The following is a 25215-nucleotide window of genomic DNA, read 5'->3' on the forward strand; positions in this document are numbered from 1 at the left end:
TCAACACGCCGAGCGCTCCGGCTCGCCCGCGTTCGGGGCAACCTGGGGCAGATGCTCATCTGCCCTCCCGTAACTGTGCCTGCCTGGTGCAGGGTCGGAGCATGTGGCCAATAAGACCCGGTGAGTTCACAACTGCCGACCTCGACGCAGCGCCCGACGAGGGCGCACGGTACGAGCTTGTTGACGGAGTCCTACTACTGACCTACATGTCGTCGGCGACACATCAGCGCGCGCTCAGCAACCTGCTGATGCAGATGGTTGCCGCGTGCCCTGATCATCTCGAGGTTCTGCACGGGCCGCTGGAGTTCCGGCCCAACAGTCGTCTGGCGGTAGTGCCGGACCTGTTGGTGCTGCCTGCCGAGGACACCGGGACGCGATGGGTCGAGGACCTGGCGTTGGCGGTTGAGGTTGTCGTGTCGACGACACGGACCGTGGATCGGGTGCTCAAGCCTGTGTTGTACGAGCGTGCCGGTGTGCCGGCTTACTGGATGCTTGATGTGGAGGTGGGGACTTTGACCGTGCTCGAGCTGGAGGGTGGGCGGTATGTCGAGCGGGCTGTGGTTGGTGAGGGTGGGGTGTTCGAGGCGGAGGTGCCGTTTCCGGTGCGGGTGGGGGTCAGCCGTTCAGGAGGGTGGTGAGTTCTGCCTTGTCGGGGAGGTTTTGGGGGCGGATTATGTCGCCGGTGCGGACGTAGTAGAAGGCGGCGGTGATTTGGGACAGGGGGATGTTCATCAGTTCGGACCAGGCGACTCGGTAGATGGCCAACTGGAGGGGGTCGGCGGTTTCGCCGCGGGTGGTCTTCCAGTCGATGACGTCGTAGCCGCGGGAGCCGTCGGGGCGGACCAGTTGGTAGACGGCGTCGATGCGGCCGCGGATCACCCGGCCGTCGAGGGCCAGGGCGAACGGGGCCTCGATCTCGTACGGGGTGGTGTCGCCGAACGGGCCGTCGCGGAAGGCGTCCATCAGCGTGGTCAGGTCGGTGTCGTCGACGATGTCCTCGTCCGCGGCGCCGGGCAGGTCGTCGGGGTCGAGGAGTAGCTGCTGGCCGAAGTAGCTCTCGACCCAGGCGTGGAAGCGGGTGCCGAACCGCGCCGCCCGGTTGGGTTTGCGCGGCATCGGCCGGGCGAGTTCGGCGGCGAGCCCGTCCGGGTCCTTCGCCAGCCGCATCAGCTGGGTCGCGGACAGCGCGGCCGGCAGCGTCACGTCGTACGCCTTCCGGCTCCGGCTTTCCTTTGCCTCGGACAACAACCGTTCGAGCTCGGAGTCCCAGCGGGCGACCGTCGCCTGCTCGTCGAGCAGCAGCGACTCCTCCGCCTCGGCCGACGGACCTTCGGCACGCGCCTGCTCGACCAGGGCTGCCGACTCCAGCCGGCGCTGGAACGAGTCCCGGTCGTAAGGCGTGGGCCACGGCGCCTGGGTCTGTTCGGCGAGCTCTGGGTTCTCGTCGGTGAGCTCCGGCTGCTCGGCCCACTGCACCACGCGTTCGCCTGCGAACTTCTTCAAAGTAGACAGGTACGACGACGGGCCGCGTGGCCGCTTCTGCGTCGGACCCCACCAGTGCCCGGTCGCGACGAGCATCTCCTTCGCCCGGGTGAACGCGACGTACCCGAGCCGTCGCTCCTCCAGCGCGTTCAGGTCCTTGCACTCGTCGGCGAACACCTTCAGCCCGGCGTTCGTCAGGTCGTGGATGTCCGGCAACGTGTCGGCGTCACCGCGCAACGGCCACGGCAGCACCTTCGCGTTGGTCGTCCACTTGTCCCGCCCGCGATCCGACGGGAACACCTTCGACACCAGCGTCGGCACGAACACCACCGGCCATTCGAGTCCCTTGGACCGGTGGGTGGTGAGCAGCTTCACCGAGTCGGCTTCGCTCGGTACGGCGAGGTCGAGGCCGGCGGCGTACTCCTCCTCGGCGGCGAGGTACGCGAGCAGACCGTCGAGCGACCCGTCGGACTCGGTCGACACGAAGTTGCCGACGGCATCGAGGAACGCGGCGAGGTGGTCGCGCCGGCCGGCGTCGACGTGGTCCGGCGTCGCGGTCAGCTCGACGTCCAGGCCGATCGTGCTGATCACCCGCCGGACCAGATCGAGGAGCGGCTCCGCCGCGTGCGCGCGCAGTTCGCGGAGCTCGACGGACAGCTCCTTGAAGCGCACCAGCGCTTCCGGCGCGTACTCCAGCGGACCCGGGTCGTCGACGGCTTCGGCGAGCGAGCTGACCTCGGTCGAGTCCATCCCCGCGACGGCAGCGTCCAGCGCGGACACCAGATCGTCGGCCTGATGCGAGCCGGCGTCGGCAAGCATCCGCGCCCGGTTCGCGAGCAGGGCGAGATCCCGATGACCGATCCGGTACCGCGGGCCGGTGAGGATCCGCAGCATCGCCGCGTTGGCCGTCAGATCGTTGACGGCCTGCAGCGTCGCGACCACGTCGACGACCTCGGGCAGCGCGAGCAGCCCACCGAGACCGACGACCTCCACCGGGACCTTCCGCGCGATCAGCGCTTCGTGCACCGCGCTGAGGTCGACGTTCGTCCGCATCAGGATGCCGATGTCCTTCCATCGGCGGTTGCGAGTCCGGTGCGCCGCGACGATCGCGTCGGCGACCCACTCGACCTCCTGCGAACGCGTCTCGAACAGCCCGACCGTGATCGCACCCTCCGGCGCATCCGCCGGCGCCTCGAGCGGAATCACCCCGGGATGCTGCTCGTACAACTCGGCCGCATGCTGGTTGGCCGCAGCCAGGATCCGGCTTCCACACCGACGGTTGACGCTCAGCACATACCGCGAAGCCGGCGAACCGTCGGCCTGTGGGAAGTGCGACGGGAACTCGTCCAGGTTTGCCACCGACGCACCGCGCCAGCCGTAGATCGCCTGACACGGATCGCCGACCGCGGTGACCGGATGCCCGCGCCCGTCACCCGCAGCAAAGAGTGCGGTGAGCATCCGCCGCTGCGACACCGAGGTGTCCTGGTACTCGTCCAGCAGTACGACCTTGTACCGCCCGCGCTCGACCGCGGCCACTTCCGGGCACTCCTCCGCGAGCCGCGCGCCGAGCGCCATCTGGTCGGCGAAGTCGACAACGCCCCGCTCCCCCTTGTACGCCTGGTATTCCTCGACGAGTTGCAGGATCTCCCCGCGCTTCAACGCGGTCTCGGCAAGCTTGCGTACTTCGACCGTCTGCTTCCGCGCCGCCGCGACTTCCTGCCGTACGCCGTCGTCGTGGTCGCGGATGTCGTCGGGGCGGAGCAGGTGGTCCGCGAGCTCGCCGTCGAGCGCGAGCAGGCTGTTGACGAGTGTCGGCACGTGGTGCGACGCGAAGCGGATCGGCCCGGCGGACCGGCGGACCACTCGGCCGGCCAGCTGGAACCGGGTCGCGTCCGCGAGCACCCGCGAATCCGGCTCGAGGCCCAGCCGCAGGCCGTGTTCCGCGATCAGCGTCCCGGCGAAGGCGTGGTATGTCGAGACGACCGGCTCGCCCGGCTCCTCGGGCTCCCAGTTCGGGATGTTGCTGCGCAGATGCGCGGCCAGGATCGGGTGCTGCTCCTTGGGCAGCGTCGATCCGAGCACGCCGGCCTTGGTCAGGTCCTCCCGGATCCGTACGTCGAGCTCGTTCGCAGCCTTCTTCGTGAACGTCAGCCCGAGCACTTCCTCCGGCTTGACCTGCCCCGTACAGATCAGCCACACCACCCGCGCAGCCATCGCGGTCGTCTTCCCCGACCCCGCCCCGGCCACGATCACGCCGGGCGCCAACGGAGCGGTAATAGCGGCGAGCTGCTGATCCGAGAACGGAATCCCCAGCAGGTCACACAGCTCCGCCGTCGAGCCCAACTGAACCCCCGTCACCGCGCCCCCTCCCCAGCCGACCACCAAGCGGGCCCTTGAACAAGAACGCGGGGCCCGACACACGCTATTTCCTGTCCTCGGCCTCCGCAGGGGGTGCACACCCCCTGGACCTGGCGAAGCACGACCGCGTTCCGCCGGCTCATACGATCTCCCGGCCTTCGGGTTGGATCGGGCAGAGCGCCCGCGCCTCGCACCGCGTACACCCATCATTGCGCTGGGCAACGAAGTCCTCGGAGCGGATCAGCTTCTCCGCGTCGTCGACGGCCTCGTCGAGCCAGGTCTTGCCGTCCTCGTCGGTCTCCAGCGGTCCCTGGTGCTGCACCTTCGGGAAGCCGCCGTTGTCGTCGTGGCGCAGCTGCACCAGCTCGGCTCCACCGGCGACCGCGTCCTCGCCGAGCTTCTTCAGTTGGCGGGAGTTGATCGCGCGCTGGTAGATCGCCAGCTGCACGTGCCGCGCCAGCGCCGGCTTGGTCGGGATGTTCCGCCCGGTCTTCAGGTCGACGACCCGGACGGTGCCTTCCGGATCCGTTTCGACCCGGTCCATCCGCCCCTTGACCCGAACCGCCGGATGCTCCTCATCAGGAAGCAGTACGTCGAACTCGACCTCCGTGCCGACCAGTGTCCGCTCGGGCCGCCCCTGGTGCCAGGCCACGAACCGCCGGAGTGCCTGCTCCGCCTCGGCTCGCTCCCGGTCCGAGATCCACGCCGACTCGAACTCGAGCTGCGTCCACACCTTGTCGAGCCACCCGTTCAGCTCGTCGACGGACGGCGGCAGCACTCCGGTCGCGACCGCGTCCGCGAGCGTGTGCAGCACCATGCCGAACCCGATCGCCGACGTACTCGGCGTCTCGCCGCCCGCGCGCCGGGTCAGGAACCACCGCAACGGACAGTCCACGATCGTCGTCAGCGCACTCCCGGACAACGGCACCGGCTGCGCCGGATCCGCGATCGGCCGTACCGACTCGGTCCGCTCCCGTACGCCCCACCAGCGCGCCGGATCCGCCGTCGGCACCAACGCCTCCTCGCGGTCGTCGACCGCGGACGCCAGTTGCGCCAACCGATCCGCAGCGACCCGCTTCAACGCGGGCGACGACGCCGGATCCGCCAGCACGCAGCGCAGATCCGCGACCAGTCCCGGCAGCGACAACGGCCGCCGCGGCCGCCCCGCGACCAGTTTCAAAGGAATGTCCAGCTCGGCAAGGAATCGGGATGGCTGGTCGCCGTCCGCCTCGGGCGCCTGGACGGCGGTCACGATCAACCGCTCGCGCGCCCGGGTGATCGCGACGTAGAACAGCCGTCTCTCCTCGGCGAGCAACGCACCCGCCGACAACGGATCGATCAGCCCGTCCGGACCCAACCGGTCCGGCTCCAGCAGCGACCCCCGCCGCCGTAGGTCCGGCCACTGCCCTTCCTGTACCGAGGCCACGACGACCAGCCGCCACTGCAAACCCTTCGACCGGTGCGCGGTCATCAGCTGTACGCCGGCCTCGCGGTACGTCCCGTCGAACCGGTTGTCACCCGCGATGTCGAGCGACTCCAACTCCGAAAGGAACGCCGAAACCCCTTTGAAACCGACCTGTTCCTCGGCCCGCCCGGCCGCGTCGAACAACGCGCACAACGAGTCCAGGTCCCGGTTCGCGGTCCGCGCGGTCTCGCCACCAGACGACGCCTGCCCGCGCAGCCGCCGCAGCCACGGCGAGTCGGACCAGAGCGACCACATCACCTCGTCCGGCGCCGCACCCGCGGTCACGATGTTCCTTGCCTTGAGCAACCGTTCGCCGAGCGCCGCGAACCGGGCCTCGGCCGGCGAGGCCTCCTCGTCGAGGAGCAACGGGTTCAGCATGGCCTCCCGCAGCAGCTCGTCCGACGACCGCGGCAACCGCTGACCGCCCGCCGCGTCCCGATCGCGGCGCCGCAGTACCCGGGCCAGTCGCCGCAGCTGCCCCGCGTCCATCGCCCCCAACGGCGACAGCGCCAACGCCCGTACGACATCCACCGTCAGGGTCTCGGGATCCGCCACCGCCCGCAACGCGAGCAGCATCGGCCGCACCGCAGGCTCCCGCGACAGCGGCAACTCGTCACCCGCGACGTCGACCGGGATGCCCGCCGCGGCCAGGGCCCGGCGCAACGGCGGAATCGAGCGGCTCCCGGACCGTACGAGCACGGCCATCTCGCTCCACCCGATGCCGTCCTGGACGTGCGCCCGCCGGAGCAGGTCCGCGATGTGCTCGAGTTCGGCACCACTGGTCGAGTACAGGTTCGCCTCGACCTTTCCCGGGCCGAACACGCACGACGACGCGTCCGGGTTCCGGAACCGGTCGAACGTGTCGCGGTCCAGCGAACCCGGCACGCCGAGCCGGTTGACGACGTTCCGCGAGACGCGTTGCAGCGTCGACCCGAAGCGCCGCGTCGTACCCAGCGCGATCTGCGCCGCCTCCGCGCCGTCGCGGGTGCGGAACTCGTCGGTGAACCGCAGCAGCCCACGCACGTCCGCGCCGCGGAAGGTGTAGATCGACTGATCCGGATCGCCGACCACCACCAGGTCGCGCCCGTCGCCCGCGATGGCCTGCAGCAGCTTGGTCTGCCCAGGATCGGTGTCCTGGTACTCGTCGACGAACACGGCCTTGAACTCGGTCCGCAGCTTCGCCTGCACCGACGGCTGCTGCGCCAGGATCACCGCGCGGTGGATCAGCTCGGAGTAGTCCAGCACCTGCTCCGCGTCGAGCACCTGCAGGTACTCCTCGAAGAAGTCGCCGACCGCGACCCACTCGGCCCGCTCCGCCGACCGCCCGATCGCGGACAGGTCCTCCGGGTCGAGCCCCAGCTGCCGCGCCTTGCCGATCACGGCCTGCACCTCGTCGGTGAACCCGCGCGTCTTCAACGCCGGATGCAGCGACCCCGGCCAGTGCACCGCACCGACCTCACGGCTGCCCGACAACGCCTCCGTCAACCGCAACGACTGCTCCGGACCGGACGGCAGCCGCAGCGGTACGTCGAACGCGTCGGCCGGCGTGAACCGCCGCAGCAACGCGTAGCAGAACGAGTGGAACGTCATCGACGGCATCACCCGCGTCGTCCGCCCCAGCCGTCCGGTGATCCGGTCCCGGAGCTCGGTCGCCGCCTTCCGCCCGAACGTCAGCACGAGCACCTCGTCGGGGCTCAGCCCACGATTCCGGACCCGATCGACGACGGCCTCCACCAAGGTCGTCGTCTTCCCGGTGCCCGGACCGGCGAGCACGAGCAGCGGCCCACCGGCGTGGTCCACCACAGCTTGCTGATCGGCATCGAGGACCGGCGGCTCCGCCTTGTGCTGCACCTCCCGCACCAACCGGTACCGGGAACCCTGTCTGCCGACCATCGCATCATCCCAGCAGACGCCACCGACAGTTCGCGAACTGGCACCCCGGCGTTCGCCCGATCAGCCGGAAAGCGGACGCGGCTCCCAACGGACCTCACGCAGATTCACCTTGCCGTTGGTGATCCGGACACCGTCCGACCGGAGCCGGTGCAGCTGCTCGTCACCGACCTCGTCGGCCGGTATGCCCGACGCGCGGATCACCCGCCACCACGGCACGCTCGCGCCGTACTCGCGCATGATCGCACCGACCTGCCGCGGTCCGCCCTGGCCGACGTACTCGGCGATGTCGCCGTACGTCGCGACGCTGCCCTCCGGGATCGACTCCACGGCCTGCAGTACCGCCTCGACGTACTCCTCCCGATCCACAGGACCAATCTAGGCGAGTGGGGCGAGTGCCTTCGCGAGCGGTTCGAGGACCGACGGCGGCGCGTCCAGCGGCAGGTTCATGATCACCAGGTCGACGCCGGCCTCGCCGTACGCCGCGGCCTCGGCGACCGCCGTGTCGAGCGAGCCGTCCGGGTCGATCCGGACGTTCACCGAGCAGGTGATCTCGCCGACGTCGCGGCCGACCTCCTCGCAACGCTGCACGAGGACGTCCTTGAGCGTCTTCCACTCCTGCGGGTTCGGGACGATCACGTTCCACTGCTGCGCCCACTTGGCGACCGCGCGCAGCGTCCGGTTCGGGCCCTTGCCGCCGATGGTGATCGGAGGGTGCGGGGTCTGCACCGGCTTCGGGTTGCAGTACGCGTCGGTGAGCTTGACGTACTTGCCGTCGAAGTTCGCGACCTTCTCCGTGAGCAGCGCGATCATCGCCTGCGTACCCTCGTCGAACCGGTCGAAGCGCTCCTTCAACCCGTACAGCTCGATGCCGTACGCCGCGGTCTCCATCTCGTTCCAGCCCGCGCCGATACCGAGCTCGAGGCGGCCGTTCGAGATGATGTCCGTGGTCGCGGCCATGTTCGCGAGCACGGCCGGGTGCCGGTAGATCATCCCGGTCACCTGGCAGCCGAGCCGGATCCGCGACGTCGCCTGCGCGAGCGCGGCCAGCGTCGTCCAGGCCTCGAGGTTCGGGCCCTGCATGTCACCGCTGAGCGGGTAGAAGTGATCCCAGTGCCAGGCGGACTCGAAGATCTCGAACTCGTCCGCCGCGACCCACACGTCCCGCATCTGCTGCCAGGTGGTGTGTTCCGGCCTGGTCTTGATCGCGAACCGCATCTGCGCCCTCCCTTGAGGCAACCGTTTCCCGAGGGCGACCCTACCCCGTCCACCGGTGCGGCTCGCCGGATCCGGCGGCGATCGGCCCTCGCGATCGGGAGACTTGAGGCAGGGTGCGAGAGCTGGGGGATCGGATGCTGACGGAGCTGCCACGGAAGCTGGCGGAGGACGCGTTCTGGACGCGGCTACCGCCGCCGGTGATCAGTATCGTCGTGATCGGTACGGCGATCGGCGGCGCGGCCCTACTCGGGGTCGACGGCTCCGACGGGACGCCGGTCGGCGACTCGTTCGTCGAGGGCGTGCCGTGGACGGTGTGGCGGGCGACCTCCGGCGTGGCGCTGGTCGTGTTCGCCGTGCTCGTCCTGCAGGCGATCAGGATTCTGCAGCATCCGGGCGACTGGGGATTCCACCCGAAGCACCAGGACCGGGTGCGTTACCTGGTCTACGCGATCGTCGGCGCCGCGGCCGCCGGGAGCTACCGGCTGATCTTCCCGGGGGTCGGTCCCGACCTTCCGGTCCGGAACCTGGACCTGCGGACCGCGGTCGTCCTGGTGACCGCGCTGGCCGCGGCGGTCCCGTGGATGACCGTCGTCTGGCTCGCCCATGCCGAATGCCGCGACCTCGCGAACAACGTCGACAAGCGACCGGAGGAAGGCAACGCCTACGCCAGGGCGTTGCAGGACAAGACCAACGACCCGCAGTTGTTCAATCGGGCCGTCGCGCAGCTCAACCGGCTGTGGCAGCTGCTCTGGTTCTGCGCGCTCACCTCGGCGTTCGGCGTGATCGCCGCGGTTGCGTCAGCCGGCGCCCTGCGGGGTGCGTTCATCTCGGTGTACCCGGACCGGGCCCGCGAGTTCCCGCCGGCGAACGTGCTGCTGTACGGCGCTCTGTTCACGCTCGCGCTGTCCGTGATCGCCGTACCGTTCTTCGTCGCCTGGCGGAACCGGGCAGGGCAACTCGCCGATCATGTCTGCCCGCTGCCGGCGGACGGGAACCTCTCCGACGAGTGGATGCAGCAGCGGAAACGGGTCGAGCACCTGCTCCACCTCGGACCGCTCTTCGCCGACTCGGTGACCGCGATCGGCGTACTAGCCCCACTGGTCGTCAGCGCGATCGCAGCCTTCCTGCCGAAGGCCGCGAACTAGTTAGTCGAGGCCGAGGCGGGCGCGGACCTCTGGGCGGCGTAGTGGTGGGACGGTCTGGGGTGGGGTGCGGCGGGCCGGCATCTCCTCGAGGAGTTGTTCGGTGATGCGGGCGACCTCGGTGGCGGCGCGTTCGATCGGGCCGCGGGTGGTCGCACTCAGCGAGCCGACGCCGGTCACCTTCCGGACGTACTGCAGTGCGGCCGCGTAGATCTCCTCGGAGGTCGCGGACGGCTCGAGTCCCCGGAGCACTGTGATGTTTCTGCACATGCCTTCAGACAGTACGCGCAGGCAAGGACAATCTACGAGGTATTGACATCCCTAATGGCATTAGGTTTTCCTCAAGGCATGAGCACTGCCGCACCGGACCGTCGCACCCGTCGCCATCAGGAGACGATCGGGGAGATCCTCGACGTCGCCGTCGAACTGATGGGCACCGAGGGCGTCGCGGCGCTCAGTCTGTCCGCGGTGGCCCGGCGGCTCGGGATGCAGCCGCCGTCGCTGTACCAGTACTTCCCGTCGAAGATGGCGATCTACGACGCGTTGTTCCAGCGCGGCGCCGAGCTGTTCCTGGCCTCGCAGCGGGAGGCGGTCGCCGCGGCGACGACCGACGACGTGGTGGAGCTGCACCTGATCGGGACCACGGCGTTCGCGCGGTGGAGCATGCAGAACCAGGTCTACTCGCAGCTCCTGTTCTGGCGGACGATTCCCGGTTTCGAGCCGAGCCCGGAAGCGTTCGCGCCGGCGCAGGAGGCACTGGCCGATCTCCGCGCGCACCTGCAGGCCGGAGTGGGAGCCAGCCGGTTGCATCCGGACGCCGCAAGCGACGAGGGCCTCGCCGTGTTCACCTCGCTCACCTCCGGAGTGCTGTCGCAGCAACTGGCGAACGAACCGGACGCAAGCTTCGAGTCGGGTCGCTTCACGCGGCTGTTTCCGCTTGTCCTCGAGATGTTCTACCAACACTACGCACCGACCAGGGGGAGAAATGCTGGCTGAGAAGATCGGGCGGGCCGACCGGGCGCGCTGCCGGATCCACCGGGACGCCGAGCTCCAGGCATGGCGCGAGCTGCTCGCGTCGATCGAGGGGGACGAATGGCAGCGCCGTACGGTCTGCGACGAGTGGGACGTGGCGGACATCGCGGGCCACCTGATCGGGCAGGCCGAGGACGTGAACAGCCTGACGTCGTTCCCGCGGCGGTACCGGAAGGCGAAGCGGGTCTACCCGGACGTACTGCGGATCGACGCGCACATGATGGTGCAGGCGGACGAGCACCGCGGTACGCCGCCGGCGCGGCTGCGGACGTCGTTCGACGAGGTGTGGTCGCGCGCGACGGAGCGGATCTCGACGGAGCCGGGACTGTTGCGGCGGATGGCGATGACTGTCAACGGGTTCCGGATGAACCTCGGGTACATCCACGACATCCTGCTGGCGCGGGACCTGTGGACGCACCGCGACGACGTCTGCCAGGCGCTCGGGCGTCCGTTCGACGTCGGGCCGTACGGCGAGGAGCTCGTCGCGCAGGTGATGTACGACGTGATCGACGGGCCGTGGTGGGGCGAGCGGCCCGCGGTGGAGGTCGAACTGACCGGCGCGGGAGGTGGGACCTATCAGCTCGGGAGGGGTGCGCCGGTGGGTCGCGCCGCGGTGGACGCGGTCGGCTACATGCGGACGCTGTCCGGACGCGACGACGCCCCGGTGGTCACGGGTGATCCCGTAGCCACCGAGGCGATCGCTTCCTGCCGGATGCCTTTTTAGTTAGTAAGAAGGCTGACTCGGGTCGATCTGGTCGACCCAGGCAACGACTCCACCGCCGACGTGGACGGCGTCGGAGAAGCCGGCGCCCTTGGCGATGGCGAGGACCTCGGCGGAGCGGACGCCGGACTTGCAGTGGAAGACCAGCTGCTTGTCCTGCGGCAGCTTCTCCAGCGCCACACCGGTCTGGAAGTCCGCCTTCGGGATCAGCACCGAACCCGGGATCCGGTTGATCTCGTACTCGTTCGGCTCCCGGACGTCGATCAGGACGAAGTCCTTCTCGCCGTTGTCCTTGAGCTTGATCCACTCGCTGAGCTGCTTGACCGAGATCGTCGAGCCGGCTGCCGCGTCGGCTGCCTCCTCGGTGATCGCGCCGCAGAAGCTCTCGTAGTCGATCAGCTCGGTGACCGTCGGGTGCTCACCGCAGATGGCGCAGTTCGGGTCCTTGCGAACCTTCAGCGAACGCCAGTTGAGGTCGAGCGCCTCGTAGATGTTCAGCCGGCCCAGCGACGGGTCGCCGATACCGGTGAGCAGCTTGATCGCCTCGGTGACCTGCGCGGCGCCGACCGACGCGCAGAGCACGCCGAGGACGCCGCCCTCGGCGCAGGACGGGACCATGCCGGGCGGCGGGGGCTCCGGATACAGGCAGCGGTAGCACGGACCGTTGTCCGCCCAGAACACGCTGACCTGGCCGTCGAAGCGGAAGATCGAACCCCACACGTACGGCTTGTGCAGCAGCACCGCGGCGTCGTTCACCAGGTACCGGGTGGCGAAGTTGTCGGTGCCGTCGACGATCAGGTCGTACGGCTCGAAGATCTCGAACACGTTGTCGTTGTCCAGCCGGGTCTCGTGCAGGACGACGTTCGTGTACGGGTTGACCTCGAGGATCGACTCCTTGGCCGACTGCGCCTTGGACTTGCCCACGTCGGACTGACCGTGGATGACCTGACGCTGCAGGTTGGACTCGTCGACGGTGTCGAACTCGACGATGCCGAGGGTGCCGACACCGGCCGCGGCCAGGTACAGCAGCGCGGGGCTGCCGAGGCCGCCGGCGCCGATCACGAGCACCTTGGCGTTCTTCAGCCGCTTCTGCCCGGCCATCCCGACCTCGGGGATGATCAGATGCCGCGAGTACCGCCGCACCTCGTCGATCGTGAGCTCGTCGGCCGGTTCGACCAGCGGTGGCAAAGACACGTGTCGGCTCCTCAGGAAGACATCGGACGGGGTCTGATGGTTTTCAACCAACTGTCCCGCCTCCATGTTCCCGCACTCTTTCAAGCACCCCCGACAGAGTCCACATCCCGGTACCCGTGTCTCAGTCGTTGTCGGTGATCGTGACTGTGAGCGTCGTCGGGACCTTCAGTACGGCGCCGTCGACCGTGTTGATCACCGCACTGAAGGTCTCGGTCGGCTCCTTCACCCTGTCGTCGAGGATCCGCACCTGGAGCTCACCCGTGGTCTTGCCCGGTTCGACGAAGCCGTCGACGGCACGGACGACCGGTCCGGTGCCGTCGTCGTTGACGCTCCGGTAGTCCTTGCGGATCACCGCCGTACCGTCCTTGAGGACACCGGCGAACGTGACGTACTTGTCGCTCGGCGCGGACAGCTTGACCGGGAAGTTGACCACACCGTTCTTCTCCACCGTCTTCACGTTGCCGAGGGTCAGCTTCGGTGTCGGGTCGTCGTCTTTGACGAGCCCGTGCCCGAAGGACTCGTCCAGCAGCGCGTTGTGCGGTACTGACAGCACCAGGCTGAACGGCACGTCGTAGCTGTCTCTGGTGTTGCCTACGATCGGTACGGTCACCTTCTGGCGTACTTCTCCCGGCTTGAACACCAGGCGCTGCGCCACCTCACCGACGGTCGTACCGAGCTCTCCGTTCGTCTCGGCGTACACGCTGACCGGTCGAATGCTCGGCCGCGACAGGCGGACCCAGAAGTCCACGGTGTGCGTGCCCTTGTCCCCCTCCTTCACGGTGACGTTCGACGCGGACAGCTTGGGCAGCAGGACCGCAGGCGCCGACAGCCCGAGCACGGGCGACGAGAACGCCAGGTCACTCACGTACGCCGACCCCTTGGCGACCCGGTCCGTCCTGAGCTCCACAGTGCGTACGTCGCTCAGGTCTACGCCCTTCAGAGACGCCACAGGGATACGTACTGTGCGCAGGAGGTTCTTGGGCAGACCGCTGTCGTTTGCGCCGGGCATCCGCACCAGGGCATCACTGACAGCTGACACCGGTACGGCGGCTGCTCTGCCGTGCCCGTCGACGACACGGACCGTCAGGTCGGTCTTCGGCGTACCGGCCGGGTCCGGCGCGGCGCGGAACGTCAGCGCGGCGAACCGCCGTACGTCGCGTTGCCAGGCGGGGACGTTGACGCGTACTACGCCATCCGTACCCGTCCACGTGAGCTTGGTGACAGCCGTGGTCGGCGTCTTGGACGCGAACCAGGCCGTGGTCCAGTGAGGCGCGTTGGCCCATTCGTCCGTCGTCATGCAGGTCGGTAGCGCAGCCCTGACCGCAGTGCTGGTCACACCGGCACAAACGGTCGCCGTGGCCTTCCCGCTGACAGCTCCTGCCGGCAGGGCTTGGTCGAAGCGGTTCAGATCCTCCCGCCGCGGTTCCTGTGAAGTCACCCGTACGACGGCCTTTCCGGCTGACGCCGCCCGCGAGTCAGAGCCGTCGAAGAGCGGGAGGAACTGCGTCTCGCGTCCCAACTGCAGGCGGAAGAACCCCGCGACATACGCCGTACCCACAGCCTGCTGCTGCTTCGCGGTCAGCCTGCCCGCGTACTTGGCGCCGCAGGGCGATGCCTTCTCGTCGCCGGCCCAGTCATCGTTCGAGGGCGCTGTCGACTGCCCAGGGGTCCACTCCGTGTTGAAGAAGTTGTGGTTGGCGCCCATCACCAGCACGGTCGAGCGGGGCGCGGTGTCTCCGTCGACGGAGTACCTGGTGTCGTCGTAGAACTGCTGGCCTTCGAGATCGGACACGTCGCCGTCGCAGTACGGCAGTACGACGCTCATGGCGACGCCTGGAACGGTGGAGCGTGCGAAATCGGTCGGAGCGAGGGGTAGTACTGCACGGATGCCGAACTGGCCGCCGCGGTCCGCGTTCAACTGGGCCGCGCGGGCGACGCCCTCACCGCCGCGGGAGTGTCCCATGAGGCCGACGTCCTGCAGGTTCAGCTTGCCGACGAAGCGGGTCCCGAACGGTCCACCGCCGACGGTCGACCACTGACGCCACAGTGCCAGGTGGTCCAGGATCAATTCGGCCCGTGCTTGGGCGCCCGCGTCGTACGCGTCGCTGTCCCAGGCGTTGACCGCGTTCGCGCTGATCGACACGACCTGGTAGCCGTTGCTGGCCAGCGCTGTCGCCGGACCGTCGTAACCGCGGTAGCTGGGGATCGCCTTCATCCCCTTCGGGCACGGCCACGGCTTCTCGAGGTCACCGGAGTTGCTCGGCTCTCCGTAGCAGACATCGTGCCGGCCGTGCAGGAAGACAACCACGGGCCGTGGACCGATCGCACCATGTGGCGAGTAGATCTTGCCGCGCAGCTCGGACCGGTGCTTCAGGCCAGGTAGGTACACGGCTTCGTCGCCGAGGTTGTACTCAGCTGTGTCGACCTTGTACTTACCAAGAGCGCCAGGGTCCGACGGGAGCAATGGGCCGCGCCGGGCTTTCAGCCAGTCGGCGTCAGTCGGCCCTGCGGTCGTAGTGATACTCCGGCTCTTACTTGACTCCTTACCGAGGTCCCCGGACCACACCAGCCGTACGTCATGAGCCTTGACGACAGAGGGATCAGTAGTGACCAGGGTCATCGTCTTGCGGTCCGGAGACTGCTTCGCGACACCTAAGGGATTGCCGTCGACCTCCAACAGCGGAAGGGACGCGCGCATCGGTGCGGGCGCGTCGAGGTGCAGGGTCAGTTGGTAGCCCACTGCGAGCGGTCGCACGTCCCACTGGTTGCTTTGAGCAACGACTGGGGGCGCGGCGGTCGCCGGCAGCGACCCCACCCCCAGCAGTACGGCGATCCCCACGGACAGATTTCGGGCGGTTCTGCCAATCACGCGCCCAAGTTGACCCGACGCTCCGCTCGATCGTGTCTCAGTGGCGCGTCGGAATCGACTCGATCAGGCGATCAGCTGCCGGAACGCGCGGGCCACCTGTTCGGGGTGCTCCATCTGCGCCACGTGCCCGGACTGCGGCAGGTACAGCAGGTGTGCGTGTGGGAAGGTGCGCTGCGCTTTGGTACGGATCCGGGCGTCGACGAGACGGTCCTTGCCGCCGTAGATCAGCAGCACCGGGCACTCGATCGCGGCAGCGTCTGCCCACAACGAACGGCGCGGTCTGGCCAATGAAGAGCGCAGGATGCTCCGTGCGCCGTCGAGAGTCGCCTGCCGGCCCCACGGGTCGGTGTCGCGTCTGTGCAGCTCTTCCTCGTACGCCGCGCGCACCTCGGGCGCCAGCCCCCGCGGGTCCCCGAACACCATCGCCAGCGACGCCTGGAACCGCTGGTCGAACGGCATCCGCTGCGTGCGCTCCAGTACGGCAGGACCGAGCCGCGGTGTGGCGAGTGCGGTGAACCACAGTGCGCTCGCGGACACCCGTGGGTGCGGCAGAGCGGGCGACACGAGGGTCAGCGACGCCACCAGGTCGGGGCGTTGGGCAGCCAGCGCCACGGACGCGGCCCCACCCATCGAGTTCCCGAACACGTGCACAGGCTGGTCGTACTCGCGTTCCAGCAGCTCGACCAGTACGGCGGCCTGCTCGGAGATCCCGGTCACGCCGGACAGCGGCGTACGGCCGAAGCCCGGGAGGTCCGGCGCAATGCCCCGGATCGTGTCGTTGAGCAGATACCCGAGCGCGGTCCAGTTCAGCGACGACCCGCCCAGTCCGTGCACGAACAGCGCGGGCGGCAGGTCCTTCTTGGCACCTGGCACGTCTCTGACCAGCAGCTCAACCCCTGCGACCGGCACCCGCCGCTCCGGCCACTTCTGCAACTCCACGGGTACGGCGCCCCCGGTTACTGACCCGTAACTTTCCACGTCACCCATGGTAGGACCCTCTGACGCGAAACACTCGCCCCCATGACGCAGTACCAGAAGCACACCACTCGTAACGTCCTGCTGATCGTGTTGGTGTGCGCAGTGCTCGCACTGCCTGCGTTTTGGGTCGTCACACTGGGCTACACCGGGGTACGGAGCTTCGTAGCAGGCCGCGAGAAGCACGAGGTGGTCTACAAGGTCACCGGGACTGCGAAGAACCCGAGCGTCCGCTACCTCCGCGACGGTCATCGCGACAACGTGGCCCTGGGCGAGGCAGACCTGCCTTGGCAGAGCGAACCACTGACGGTCAAGGGCAGCAACCAGTACCTGTCCGTCTACGCCTTGCAACAGAACGGCGACAGGGGCTCCGTCAACTGCGAGATCTGGGTGGACGGCAAACTGGTCGAGAGGAACGACCCCTCCGCTCCCAGTTACCTGGCCGCGGATTGCACCTATACCCCCTGACCCTGGTGGAGACTGGGACGTATGGCGGGTGCGCAGCAGCAGCTGACGACTGAGGTTGACGGGCAGACGATGAAGCTCACCAACCTCGGCAAGGTGCTGTATCCACGGTCCGGGTTCACCAAGGCCGAGGTGATCGACTACTACCACCAGGTGGCGGAGGTGTTGCTGCCACATCTGTCAGACCGCCCGCTGACCCGGAAGCGCTGGCCTGACGGCACCGATGCGCCGTTCTTCTTCGAGAAGAACGCTCCCCGCGGTACGCCGGCCTGGGTACGTACGGAGACGCTGCCCACGCCCGGTAGCTCGACCGGACGCGACGAGATGAGCTTCGTGGTCTGCGACGACGTACAGACCGTGGTGTGGCTGGCGAACCTGGCCGCACTCGAGCTGCACGTACCGCAATGGCGGATCGGGCTCTCCGATGAGGGCAGAGACCCACAGGCCGATCTGATCGTCTTCGACCTCGACCCAGGCCCAGGAGCTTCGATCGTCGAGTGCTGCGACGTAGCACTGGCCCTGCGACAACTGCTGCACCACTTCGGCATGGAGGGCTGGCCGAAAACCTCTGGCAACAAGGGCATGCACCTGTACGTACCGATCGAGCCTGCGTCCTCCCGGCAGACCAGTGCGTTCGCGAAACTGCTGGCGGAACAGCTGGCGGAGGCCCTGCCGGAGAACGTGACCGCCAACATGACCAAGGCGCTCCGCCCGGGCAAGGTGTTCATCGACTGGAGCCAGAACGCCAGTGCGAAGACCACGCTCGCGCCGTACTCGCTGCGCGGCGCCGACGAACCACGGGTCTCCACCCCGATCGACTGGGACGAGGTGGCGTCCGCGACGGCCCCGGAGGACCTCAGGTTCCTGCCGCACGACGTCCTGGCCAGGATCGAGGCATACGGAGACGTACTCGGGGAACTGTACGACGACCCGCAACCACTACCGCAGAGCTGACCGGAAGGAGAGCCGGATGACCAGCGAGACCGATTACGAGGGCCCGGGCGACTCCGAGAACCTGCCCGACGACGCGCCCGAGGCGGACGTCCTCGAGCAGCGCCAGGCCTCGACCGTGGTGGACGATCGGACCGAGGACGAAGCGCTCCCGGACGACGCCGACCCGGCCGACGTCGAGGAGCAGCGCCGCGCCGTGGACGGCAGCGACGACGAGGACGGGTACCGCTGAGCGACCGGATCGTTACTACGTTGGAACGCTCCCGGTCTACCACGATGGAACATCGGGCGGCGGGGAAGCTACTGGCCGGGAGGACTGCTGGGTAGGATTCGTGGAACGACCTGGTGGCGGACCCGATCGCCACCGGAGCGCACCACCGAAGGAGCCCGACGTGTCGACGACACCGGAGACCGCACCCAAGCGCGGCAGCCGCCTGCCCCGGCTGGCGCGTCGCGCGCAACTGCTCGAGGCGGCCCAGGAAGTCTTTGTCGCGAACGGGTACCACGCCGCCGCGATGGACGACATCGCCGACCGGGCCGGCGTGTCCAAGCCGGTGCTGTACCAGCACTTCCCCGGCAAGCTGGAGCTGTACCTCGCGCTGCTCGACACCTCCTGCGAGGCGATCGTCGCCTCCGTACAGGACGCGCTGAAGTCCACCGAGGACAACAAGCTCCGGGTCGCGGCGACCATGCACGCGTTCTACGACTACGTGGCGAACGCGCAGGGCGCCTTCCGGCTGGTGTTCGAGTCCGACCTGACCAACGAGCCGGCCGTCCGGGAACGGGTCGACCGGGTCACCCACGCCTGCGCCGAGGCGGTTTCCGAGGTGATCAGCGCCGACGCCGGCCTGAGCCGTGAGCAGTCGATGGTGCTCGCGGTCAGCCTGGTCGGCATGGCCCAGGTCAGCGCCCGGTACTGGCTCGGCGCCGGCAACCCGTCGCTGCCGCAGGAGCACGCCGCGGACCTCGTCGCGTCGCTGGCCTGGCGTGGCATCCGCGGTTTTCCCCGTACCGACAGCTGAGGTTCTGCTGTGGGCGGACGGGTGAGAGTCGGGGTTCGGTAACGGATAGGCTCGAAGCGTCACCGGCGAGAGCCGCCGGTCGGAGCGTGCCCGGAGGGTTTCGTGGAGGTCAAGATCGGCGTACAGCACGCCAATCGCGAGTTGGTTCTGGAGAGCGACCAGAGCCCGGAAGAGGTCCAGCAGCTGGTCGCGGACGCGCTCAGCGGGAAGACCGGTCTGCTCCAGCTGACCGACGACAAGGGCCGGAAGGTGCTCATCCCGGCCGACCGGCTCGCCTACGTCGAGATCGGCGAGGTCTCCACCCGCAAGGTGGGCTTCGGCGCGATCTGATCGCGTTCCGGACACAGTAGAGCGTGTCCTGGTTGCACGGGACGGCTCAGCGGGCACGATGGCGGTAGACCTGCGTCCCCATTGGTCTGGTTGCTACGGGGCACCGGACGAGGCGCAGGTCAGCCATCCCTCACAAGGAGGAACCGTGTACTGGGTCTGGATGCTCATCGTCAGCCTCATCGCGGGCATCATCTTCGGGCCGCTGGCCCGGCTGGTGCTCCCCGGCAAGCAGAACATCAGCCTCGGCTGGACCATCCTCGGCGGCGGCATCGGCGCCTTCATCGGTGGTCTGATCGCAAAGGTTCTCGGAGTCAAGGACACGCCCGGCCCGGACTGGATCCAGTACCTGATCCAGATCGTCTGCGCCGCGATCGTCGTCGCCATCATCTCGGCACGGAACAGCAACAAAGCCAAAGCCTGACGCAGGCAGCACCACCAAACGGCCGCCACCCCACCGCGGGGAGGGCGGCCGTTGCCCATTTGCCTGGCAGACCCACGAATTTGCCTGGCAGACCCACGAGCTTGTGGGTTCCTCACCCTGGCTCAGAGTGGGGAACCCGGCATTTGGTGGGTAAGCCAAGCAAATTGGTCAGGCCTGGAGGCCGAGGGCGGTCATCCGGGCGGTGTGTGCCTCAGTCAGGCGGGTGAACATCCGGCCGATCGCGGCCAGGTCGAGGCCGGGACGGTCGACGCTGCCCGCCAGCAGCGCGGCCAGTGAGTCACGGTCGGCGGCGATCCGCTGCGCCTGGCTGAGCGCCTCGCCGACCAGGCGGCGGCCCCACAGCGCCAGCCGGCCGCCCAGCTTCGGGTCCTCCTCGATCGCGGCCCGGACCCGGTCCACCACGAACTCGGCCTGCCCGGACTCCGCGAACACCTCCAGCACCAGCGCCCGCGTCTCCGCGTCCACGAACGACGCGATCTCCCGGTAGAAGTCGTTCGCCAGGCCGTCCCCGACGTACGCCTTCACCAGGCCCTCCAGCCAGTCCGACGGGGCGGTGTGGTCGTGGAACGCGTCCAGCGGCGTGACGAACGGCCGCATCGCGTCCATCGGGTCCACGCCGAGCTCCACCAGCCGGTCGCGGAGCTGCTGGAAGTGCCCGAACTCGGTGGTCGCCAGCGCCGCCAGCTCCGCCTTGTCGTCCAGCGTCGGCGCCAGCTTCGCGTCCTCGGCCATCCGCTCGAACGCGGTCAGCTCGCCGTACGCGAGCACACCCAGCAGATCCACCGCCGCGGCCCGGTAGGCGGGATCATCAAAGGCCGTCTGCTCCATGCCCGGCACCCTATCGGGACTTCGATGCAGTGGCGGATGCCACACGGGGCGGCGTTGACAGGTCGTGCGGTTACACTGGTGGGCGATTCGCCGGTGACGCGCCCACATGGGCAAGCTGGTGCGAGGTGCTTGCACAGTGTCCCCGCGCCTCACGACGGGGCTGTCCGGCCCCAGGCGCCCGGCCACAGAGCATCTGTCCGCACAAGCATGTGAGAGGCGATCAGCCTGACCACCTTCCGAGAGCTCGGGGTCCTCCCCGAGATCTGCGACGCACTCGACCGCGTCGGCATCGTCGAACCTTTCCCGATCCAGGAGATGACCCTCCCGGTGGCCCTGATGGGCACCGACCTGATCGGTCAGGCCCGTACCGGTACCGGCAAGACCCTCGGCTTCGGCATCCCGTTGCTGCAGCGCACCATCGCGCCGCACGAGGCCGACTACGCCGAGGTCGCCCCCGGCAAGCCCCAGGCGCTCGTCGTCACCCCCACCCGGGAGCTGACGATCCAGGTCGCCAAGGACCTCGAGACCGCCTCCACCGTCCGCGCCGTGCGGATCCTGACCATCTACGGCGGGGTCGCGTACGACCCGCAGCTCGACGCGCTGAAGAAGGGCGTCGACGTCGTCGTCGGTACGCCGGGACGCCTGCTGGACCTGGCCGACCGCGGCGTCCTCGACCTCGGCCACATCAAGGTCCTGGTCCTCGACGAGGCCGACGAGATGCTCGACCTGGGCTTCCTGCCCGACGTCGAGCGGATCCTGCGCAAGACGCCCGAGCTCCGGCAGACGATGTTGTTCTCGGCAACGATGCCGTCGGCCGTGATCGGTCTGGCGCGCACCCACATGCGGCACCCGCTGAACATCCGCGCGGAGTCGCACGAGGACACCCAGATGGTGCCGACCACGGCACAGTTCGTCTACCGCGCCCACGATCTCGACAAGCCCGAGGTCGTGGCGCGCATCCTGCAGGCCGAGGACCGCGGCCGGGTGATGATCTTCTGCCGTACCAAGCGGGAGGCGTCCCGGCTCACCGACGACCTGCAGGACCGCGGGTTCAAGGCGGCCGCGATCCACGGAGACCTGAACCAGCAGGCGCGCGAGCGGGCGCTGACGCGGTTCCGCGGCGACAAGATCGACGTACTGGTCTGTACTGACGTCGCCGCCCGGGGCATCGACGTCGAGGGCGTCACGCACGTCATCAACAACACCTGCCCCGAGGACGAGAAGACCTACATCCACCGGATCGGCCGTACTGGTCGCGCCGGGGCCAGCGGGATCGCCGTCACCTTCGTGGACTGGCCGGACGTCACCCGGTGGAAGGTGATCAACAAGGCGCTCGACCTGCCGTACGAGGACCCGCAGGAGATCTACTCGACCTCGCCCGAGCTGTACCACGACCTCGGCATCCCGTCGGACGCCAAGGGCCGCATCCGTACCGCACGCGAATCCCGAGAGACCCGCGAACCCCGCGAAACCCGCGGCCGCCACGACCGCACAGACCGCACCGAACGCTCCGAGCGCGACGGCCGTTCCGAGCGTTCCGAGCGCGACACCCGGTCCGAGCGTTCTGAGCGCGACGGTCGCTTCGAGCGGTCTGAGCGCGATGGGCGCTTCGAGCGCGACGGTCGGCCGGAGCGCGACGGCGAACGGTCGGGCCGTAACCGCAAGCGCAACCGCACCCGGAAGCGCACCCGCGCGGGTCAGCCGGTCGAGGAACTCGCCGACGTCACGACCAACACCGAAGTAACCGCCGTGGTCTCGGACCCCACCGAGGAAACCGCCGCCCGCAAACCCCGCAAGCGGAAGCGCAACCGCAACCGCAGGTCGGGCAATCAGGCCCTTCAACAGCCCAACGCAACCCCCGACCAGGGCACACCCGCCGCCCAGACCAGCGGGCAGCACGAGCCGGACGCCCGCAAGGCCAACCCGGCAACCGCGCCCAGCACGCCCGCCGCTGAGGCACCCACGCAGAAGGCACCAGCCGCCAAGCCGGTCACGCCGGTGGCTGAAGCGGTCACGTCCGGGGCCGAGCAGGTCACGTCTACGGCCGAGCCCGAGACGCGTGCGGCTGAGCCGGCGACACCTGCGGCTGAGGTGGTCGAACGGGCCGCGCCGGTTGTCGAGGCAACGCCTGCCGAGACGGCTGCTCCGCAGTCTGCGGCCGAGGTGGCGCCGGTCAAGCGGACGCGCACTCGGAAGACTGCAGCTGGTCAGCCGGAAGCCTCGGTGCAGCAGGCTCAGAAGAGCACCGCAAAGACGGCTCCAGCCAAGGGCACCACAAGCAAGAGCACTCCGGCCGGCAGCATGACGACCAAGAAGGCTCCCGCGAAGGCCACCACAGCCAAGAGCACTCCGGTCAACAGCACCGCAACCAAGAAGGCGGCCGCCACGACCACCCCGGCCAAGACCGCGGTGGCTAAGAAGGCTCCGGCCAAGAGCACGGCGGTCAAGAAGGCACCCGCCAAGACCGCCGCAGTCAAGAAGGCAGCGGCTGTGAAGAAGGCACCGGCCAAGACCGTGACCGCCAAGAAGGCTCCGGCCAAGAGCGCGGTGGTTAAGAAGGCTCCGGCCAAGAGCACCGTGGCCAAGAAGGCGCCTGCCAAGACTGCTGCAGTCAAGAAGGCCGCTGCCGTGAAGAAGGCACCTGCTAAGGCCGTGACCGCTAAGAAGGTTCCGGCCAAGACCGCGGTGGCCAAGAAGGCACCCGCCAAGACCGCAGCAGTCAAGAAGGCTCCGGCCAAGGCCGTGACCGCTAAGAAGGCTCCGGCCAAGACCGCGGTGGCCAAGAAGGCACCCGCCAAGACCGCAGCAGTCAAAAAGGCACCGGCCAAGGCCGTGACCGCCAAGAAGGCTCCGGCCAAGACCGCGGTGGCCAAGAAGACACCCGCCAAGACCGCAGCAGTCAAGAAGGCACCTGCTAAGACCGCGACTGCTAAGAAGGCTCCGGCCAAGAGCGCCGTGGCTAAGAAGGCGCCGGTGAAGAAGGCTGTGGCCAAGAAGGCGCCGGTTAAGGCTGTGGCCAAGAAGGCGCCGGTTAAGGCTGTGGCCAAGAAGGCGGCTCGGCGGTAGGCCGCCTCGCGTGAACGTTTCCTAATTGTGATCTGAGGGTGCAACACCCAGCCCCTGGTGGGCCGTCCTAGGACGGTAACCACGAGAGAGGGGCTGGGTGATGGGGCGGATCAGAGCAGTTGCTGCCGTGGTGGTCGCCGTGGGGGTGTTGGGCCTCGCCGGGTGTGGGGCGTCCAACAAGGAACATGCGAGCAGTGGCGCCGCGAAGCAGGACTCCGGCGGGGCGGTTGCCAAACCACCGCAGGCACCCGCGGTCGGTAACTCAGCAGGACAAGGCAAGTCCGCGGGACAAGCCACGCAGGGCGGGGACGACCCGACGATCACGCGGGCGATCATCAAGACCGGTTCGTTGACAGTCGAAGGCGACGACGTGTCCGCGATGCGCCAGAAGGCGGTCACCGCGATCGCCGGTCTCGACGGTCAGGTGGCATCCGAAGACACCGACGGCAACATCACCCAGTCGAACCTCGTACTCAAGATCCCCACCAAGTCCTTCGAGACCGCGATTCAGCAGCTCTCGGAGCTCGGCAAGCGCCTCCAGATCCACCAGGAGTCAGAGGACGTCACCGAGCAGGTTGTCGACGTAGCCAGCCGCATCCAGTCCCAGCGCGCCAGCCTCGAGCGCATGCGCGTACTGATGACAAAAGCCAACACCATCGGCGACATCGTCTCGGTCGAGAGCGAGCTGACCCGCCGAGAAGCCGACCTCGAAGCCCTGCTGGCCAAGCAGAAGAACCTCGCATTGCAGACCGACCTGGCCACCCTCACGCTCACCCTCACCGAGAAGGGCAAGCCCCCGGTAAAAACAGAGCCCAAGAAGGCCACCGGCTTCCTCGCGGGCCTCAAGGGCGGCTGGCACGCCTTCACCGCGGTCTTCTCCGCGCTCGCGACTGCCCTGGGCGCACTCCTCCCCTTCCTCATCCTGCTGGCGATCATCGCCCTACCGCTGTGGCGCTTCCGCCACAAGCTGCGCAAACAACCAGCCAGTCAGTGAAGCAACGCGTCGGCCAACGCCCGGTACGCCTTCGCACCGGGCGAGGCCGGCGCCGTGCTCAGTACGGTCTCCCCGATCGCCGGCGCCTCCGCGAACCGGATCGACTTCGGGATCGCCGGCTGCAGTACGTCCAGCGAGTACGCGTCCGCGATCCCCTCCAGTACGGCGCGCGCGTGCGTCGTACGTCCGTCGTACAGCGTCGGAAGCACCCCGAGCACCTGTAGCTCCGGGTTGGTCAGCCGCTGTACGTCGTGCACGGTGTCGAGTAGTTGCCCTACGCCACGATGTGCCAGCGTCTCGCACTGCAAGGGAATCAGTACGTCGGACGCGGCGGACAGACCGTTCACGGTGAGCAGCCCGAGCGTCGGCGGGCAGTCCACGACGATCCAGTCGTACGACGCCCGTAGCGGGCGCAGCGCCGTACGCAGGACCTGCTCCGGCCCGCTCTCCCGCGCCAGCTGCACCTCGGCGGTCGCGAGCGCGATCGTCGCGGGTAGCAGATCCGGCGCGTCCTCGAACTCGATCAGTACGTCGCGGGCACGGACGCCGCCGAGTAGTACGTGGTGCACGGACTTGTCCAGGTCCTCAGGGTCGATGCCGACCGAGAAGGTCAGGCAGGCCTGGGGGTCCAGGTCGACCAGCAGCACCCGCTGGCCGCGTTCGGCCAGGGCTGCGCCGAGGGTGGCGACGGTGGTCGTCTTGGCCACGCCGCCTTTCTGATTGGCGACCGCGAGAGTGCGAGGCACCCGGCCATTGTGCCGTACCGAAGGA

22 protein-coding genes are annotated in these 25215 nt (G+C 68.4%); 12 read left to right on the forward strand and 10 right to left on the reverse strand.

Annotated elements, in window-relative coordinates:
* The first annotated feature begins 86 nt into the window (after nucleotides 1-86).
* Entirely contained in the window at nucleotides 87-638 is a 552-nt protein-coding gene (locus ACFYRU_RS01645) for a Uma2 family endonuclease (protein WP_387651816.1), read from the forward strand.
* Here ACFYRU_RS01645 and ACFYRU_RS01650 read toward each other — a convergent pair.
* The 4 genes from ACFYRU_RS01650 to ACFYRU_RS01665 all read right to left on the reverse strand — a co-directional run bounded on the left by ACFYRU_RS01650 (nucleotide 616) and on the right by ACFYRU_RS01665 (nucleotide 8413).
* Complete coding sequence (locus ACFYRU_RS01650) at nucleotides 616-3840, reverse strand: UvrD-helicase domain-containing protein (RefSeq protein WP_387651818.1); 3225 nt, start codon at nucleotides 3838-3840, stop codon at nucleotides 616-618. The genes ACFYRU_RS01645 and ACFYRU_RS01650 overlap by 23 nt on opposite strands.
* Nucleotides 3841-3979: 139 nt before the next feature.
* Nucleotides 3980-7198 (reverse strand): ATP-dependent helicase, encoded by a 3219-nt coding sequence (locus ACFYRU_RS01655; protein WP_387651820.1) that lies wholly within the window; start codon nucleotides 7196-7198, stop codon nucleotides 3980-3982.
* Between the two features lie 60 nt (nucleotides 7199-7258).
* Nucleotides 7259-7564, reverse strand: a complete 306-nt coding sequence (locus ACFYRU_RS01660) for an MGMT family protein (RefSeq protein ID WP_387651823.1) — start codon at nucleotides 7562-7564, stop codon at nucleotides 7259-7261.
* 9 nt (nucleotides 7565-7573) lie between these two features.
* Nucleotides 7574-8413 (reverse strand): TIGR03560 family F420-dependent LLM class oxidoreductase, encoded by an 840-nt coding sequence (locus ACFYRU_RS01665; protein WP_387651825.1) that lies wholly within the window; start codon nucleotides 8411-8413, stop codon nucleotides 7574-7576.
* Between the two features lie 134 nt (nucleotides 8414-8547).
* Between ACFYRU_RS01665 and ACFYRU_RS01670 the strand changes: the two genes are divergently transcribed.
* Nucleotides 8548-9558 (forward strand): hypothetical protein, encoded by a 1011-nt coding sequence (locus tag ACFYRU_RS01670; RefSeq protein ID WP_387651828.1) that lies wholly within the window; start codon nucleotides 8548-8550, stop codon nucleotides 9556-9558.
* On the opposite strand, the gene ACFYRU_RS01675 is transcribed toward ACFYRU_RS01670, so the two are convergent.
* Entirely contained in the window at nucleotides 9559-9825 is a 267-nt protein-coding gene (locus ACFYRU_RS01675) for a DUF2277 domain-containing protein (RefSeq protein WP_130439916.1), read from the reverse strand.
* A gap of 78 nt (nucleotides 9826-9903) precedes the next feature.
* Between ACFYRU_RS01675 and ACFYRU_RS01680 the strand changes: the two genes are divergently transcribed.
* Together ACFYRU_RS01680 and ACFYRU_RS01685 are read left to right on the forward strand one after the other, a co-directional pair.
* Nucleotides 9904-10551: a TetR/AcrR family transcriptional regulator gene (locus ACFYRU_RS01680; protein WP_387651830.1), complete on the forward strand. Its 648-nt coding sequence runs from the start codon at nucleotides 9904-9906 to the stop codon at nucleotides 10549-10551.
* Nucleotides 10541-11311 carry a maleylpyruvate isomerase family mycothiol-dependent enzyme gene (locus ACFYRU_RS01685; RefSeq protein WP_387651831.1) on the forward strand — a complete coding sequence of 257 codons (771 nt, stop codon included), beginning with the start codon at nucleotides 10541-10543 and terminating at the stop codon, nucleotides 11309-11311. Before ACFYRU_RS01680 ends, ACFYRU_RS01685 begins: the two co-directional genes overlap by 11 nt.
* Here the strand turns inward: ACFYRU_RS01685 and moeZ are convergent, their stop codons facing one another.
* The 3 genes from moeZ to ACFYRU_RS01700 all read right to left on the reverse strand — a co-directional run bounded on the left by moeZ (nucleotide 11312) and on the right by ACFYRU_RS01700 (nucleotide 16349).
* On the reverse strand, nucleotides 11312-12502 hold the full coding sequence (gene moeZ, locus ACFYRU_RS01690) for an adenylyltransferase/sulfurtransferase MoeZ (protein WP_387651834.1): 1191 nt from the start codon (nucleotides 12500-12502) through the stop codon (nucleotides 11312-11314).
* Between the two features lie 121 nt (nucleotides 12503-12623).
* Entirely contained in the window at nucleotides 12624-15371 is a 2748-nt protein-coding gene (locus ACFYRU_RS01695) for a Calx-beta domain-containing protein (RefSeq protein WP_387651837.1), read from the reverse strand.
* A gap of 63 nt (nucleotides 15372-15434) precedes the next feature.
* Nucleotides 15435-16349, reverse strand: a complete 915-nt coding sequence (locus tag ACFYRU_RS01700) for an alpha/beta fold hydrolase (RefSeq protein WP_387651839.1) — start codon at nucleotides 16347-16349, stop codon at nucleotides 15435-15437.
* 42 nt (nucleotides 16350-16391) lie between these two features.
* On the opposite strand from ACFYRU_RS01700, the gene ACFYRU_RS01705 reads away from it, so the two are divergent.
* The 6 genes from ACFYRU_RS01705 to ACFYRU_RS01730 all read left to right on the forward strand — a co-directional run bounded on the left by ACFYRU_RS01705 (nucleotide 16392) and on the right by ACFYRU_RS01730 (nucleotide 19535).
* Nucleotides 16392-16814, forward strand: coding sequence for a hypothetical protein (locus ACFYRU_RS01705; RefSeq protein ID WP_387651842.1), 423 nt, complete (start codon nucleotides 16392-16394; stop codon nucleotides 16812-16814).
* Nucleotides 16815-16835: 21 nt separating this feature from the next.
* Nucleotides 16836-17765 (forward strand): non-homologous end-joining DNA ligase, encoded by a 930-nt coding sequence (ligD, locus tag ACFYRU_RS01710; protein WP_387651844.1) that lies wholly within the window; start codon nucleotides 16836-16838, stop codon nucleotides 17763-17765.
* A gap of 16 nt (nucleotides 17766-17781) precedes the next feature.
* Nucleotides 17782-17994: a hypothetical protein gene (locus ACFYRU_RS01715; protein ID WP_387651847.1), complete on the forward strand. Its 213-nt coding sequence runs from the start codon at nucleotides 17782-17784 to the stop codon at nucleotides 17992-17994.
* 160 nt (nucleotides 17995-18154) lie between these two features.
* Nucleotides 18155-18784, forward strand: coding sequence for a TetR/AcrR family transcriptional regulator (locus ACFYRU_RS01720; RefSeq protein WP_387651850.1), 630 nt, complete (start codon nucleotides 18155-18157; stop codon nucleotides 18782-18784).
* A gap of 102 nt (nucleotides 18785-18886) precedes the next feature.
* Nucleotides 18887-19114, forward strand: a complete 228-nt coding sequence (locus tag ACFYRU_RS01725; protein ID WP_387651853.1) for a DUF3107 domain-containing protein — start codon at nucleotides 18887-18889, stop codon at nucleotides 19112-19114.
* Between the two features lie 145 nt (nucleotides 19115-19259).
* Entirely contained in the window at nucleotides 19260-19535 is a 276-nt protein-coding gene (locus ACFYRU_RS01730; protein WP_387651855.1) for a GlsB/YeaQ/YmgE family stress response membrane protein, read from the forward strand.
* A 168-nt stretch (nucleotides 19536-19703) separates the two neighbouring features.
* Here ACFYRU_RS01730 and ACFYRU_RS01735 read toward each other — a convergent pair whose 3' ends face one another.
* The gene (locus ACFYRU_RS01735; protein WP_387651857.1) at nucleotides 19704-20384 is read right to left on the reverse strand and encodes a ferritin-like fold-containing protein; all 681 of its coding nucleotides are present in this window, start codon (nucleotides 20382-20384) and stop codon (nucleotides 19704-19706) included.
* A gap of 315 nt (nucleotides 20385-20699) precedes the next feature.
* On the opposite strand from ACFYRU_RS01735, the gene ACFYRU_RS01740 reads away from it, so the two are divergent.
* On the forward strand, nucleotides 20700-23450 hold the full coding sequence (locus ACFYRU_RS01740; RefSeq protein WP_387651859.1) for a DEAD/DEAH box helicase: 2751 nt from the start codon (nucleotides 20700-20702) through the stop codon (nucleotides 23448-23450).
* A 100-nt stretch (nucleotides 23451-23550) separates the two neighbouring features.
* The gene (locus ACFYRU_RS01745; protein ID WP_387651861.1) at nucleotides 23551-24444 is read left to right on the forward strand and encodes a DUF4349 domain-containing protein; all 894 of its coding nucleotides are present in this window, start codon (nucleotides 23551-23553) and stop codon (nucleotides 24442-24444) included.
* On the opposite strand, the gene ACFYRU_RS01750 is transcribed toward ACFYRU_RS01745, so the two are convergent.
* Nucleotides 24438-25190, reverse strand: a complete 753-nt coding sequence (locus tag ACFYRU_RS01750; RefSeq protein WP_387651864.1) for a ParA family protein — start codon at nucleotides 25188-25190, stop codon at nucleotides 24438-24440. The two genes, ACFYRU_RS01745 and ACFYRU_RS01750, sit on opposite strands and share 7 nt — an antisense overlap.
* Nucleotides 25191-25215 lie beyond the last annotated feature (25 nt).

This window comes from Kribbella sp. NPDC004536, from assembly GCF_042873835.1.
In the GTDB taxonomy this organism is placed as follows: domain Bacteria; phylum Actinomycetota; class Actinomycetes; order Propionibacteriales; family Kribbellaceae; genus Kribbella.

Excerpts from the sequence above, each read along its gene's own strand:
- ACFYRU_RS01655 (WP_387651820.1), bottom strand. The coding sequence starts at position 7,198 with ATGGTCGGCAGACAGGGTTCCCGGTACCGGTTGGTGCGGGAGGTGCAG.
- ACFYRU_RS01665 (WP_387651825.1), bottom strand. The coding sequence starts at position 8,413 with ATGCGGTTCGCGATCAAGACCAGGCCGGAACACACCACCTGGCAGCAG.
- ACFYRU_RS01670 (WP_387651828.1), top strand. The coding sequence starts at position 8,548 with ATGCTGACGGAGCTGCCACGGAAGCTGGCGGAGGACGCGTTCTGGACG.
- ACFYRU_RS01675 (WP_130439916.1), bottom strand. The coding sequence starts at position 9,825 with ATGTGCAGAAACATCACAGTGCTCCGGGGACTCGAGCCGTCCGCGACC.
- ACFYRU_RS01680 (WP_387651830.1), top strand. The coding sequence starts at position 9,904 with ATGAGCACTGCCGCACCGGACCGTCGCACCCGTCGCCATCAGGAGACG.
- ACFYRU_RS01685 (WP_387651831.1), top strand. The coding sequence starts at position 10,541 with ATGCTGGCTGAGAAGATCGGGCGGGCCGACCGGGCGCGCTGCCGGATC.
- ACFYRU_RS01705 (WP_387651842.1), top strand. The coding sequence starts at position 16,392 with ATGACGCAGTACCAGAAGCACACCACTCGTAACGTCCTGCTGATCGTG.
- ligD (WP_387651844.1), top strand. The coding sequence starts at position 16,836 with ATGGCGGGTGCGCAGCAGCAGCTGACGACTGAGGTTGACGGGCAGACG.
- ACFYRU_RS01715 (WP_387651847.1), top strand. The coding sequence starts at position 17,782 with ATGACCAGCGAGACCGATTACGAGGGCCCGGGCGACTCCGAGAACCTG.
- ACFYRU_RS01735 (WP_387651857.1), bottom strand. The coding sequence starts at position 20,384 with ATGGAGCAGACGGCCTTTGATGATCCCGCCTACCGGGCCGCGGCGGTG.
- ACFYRU_RS01740 (WP_387651859.1), top strand. The coding sequence starts at position 20,700 with ATGACCCTCCCGGTGGCCCTGATGGGCACCGACCTGATCGGTCAGGCC.
- ACFYRU_RS01745 (WP_387651861.1), top strand. The coding sequence starts at position 23,551 with ATGGGGCGGATCAGAGCAGTTGCTGCCGTGGTGGTCGCCGTGGGGGTG.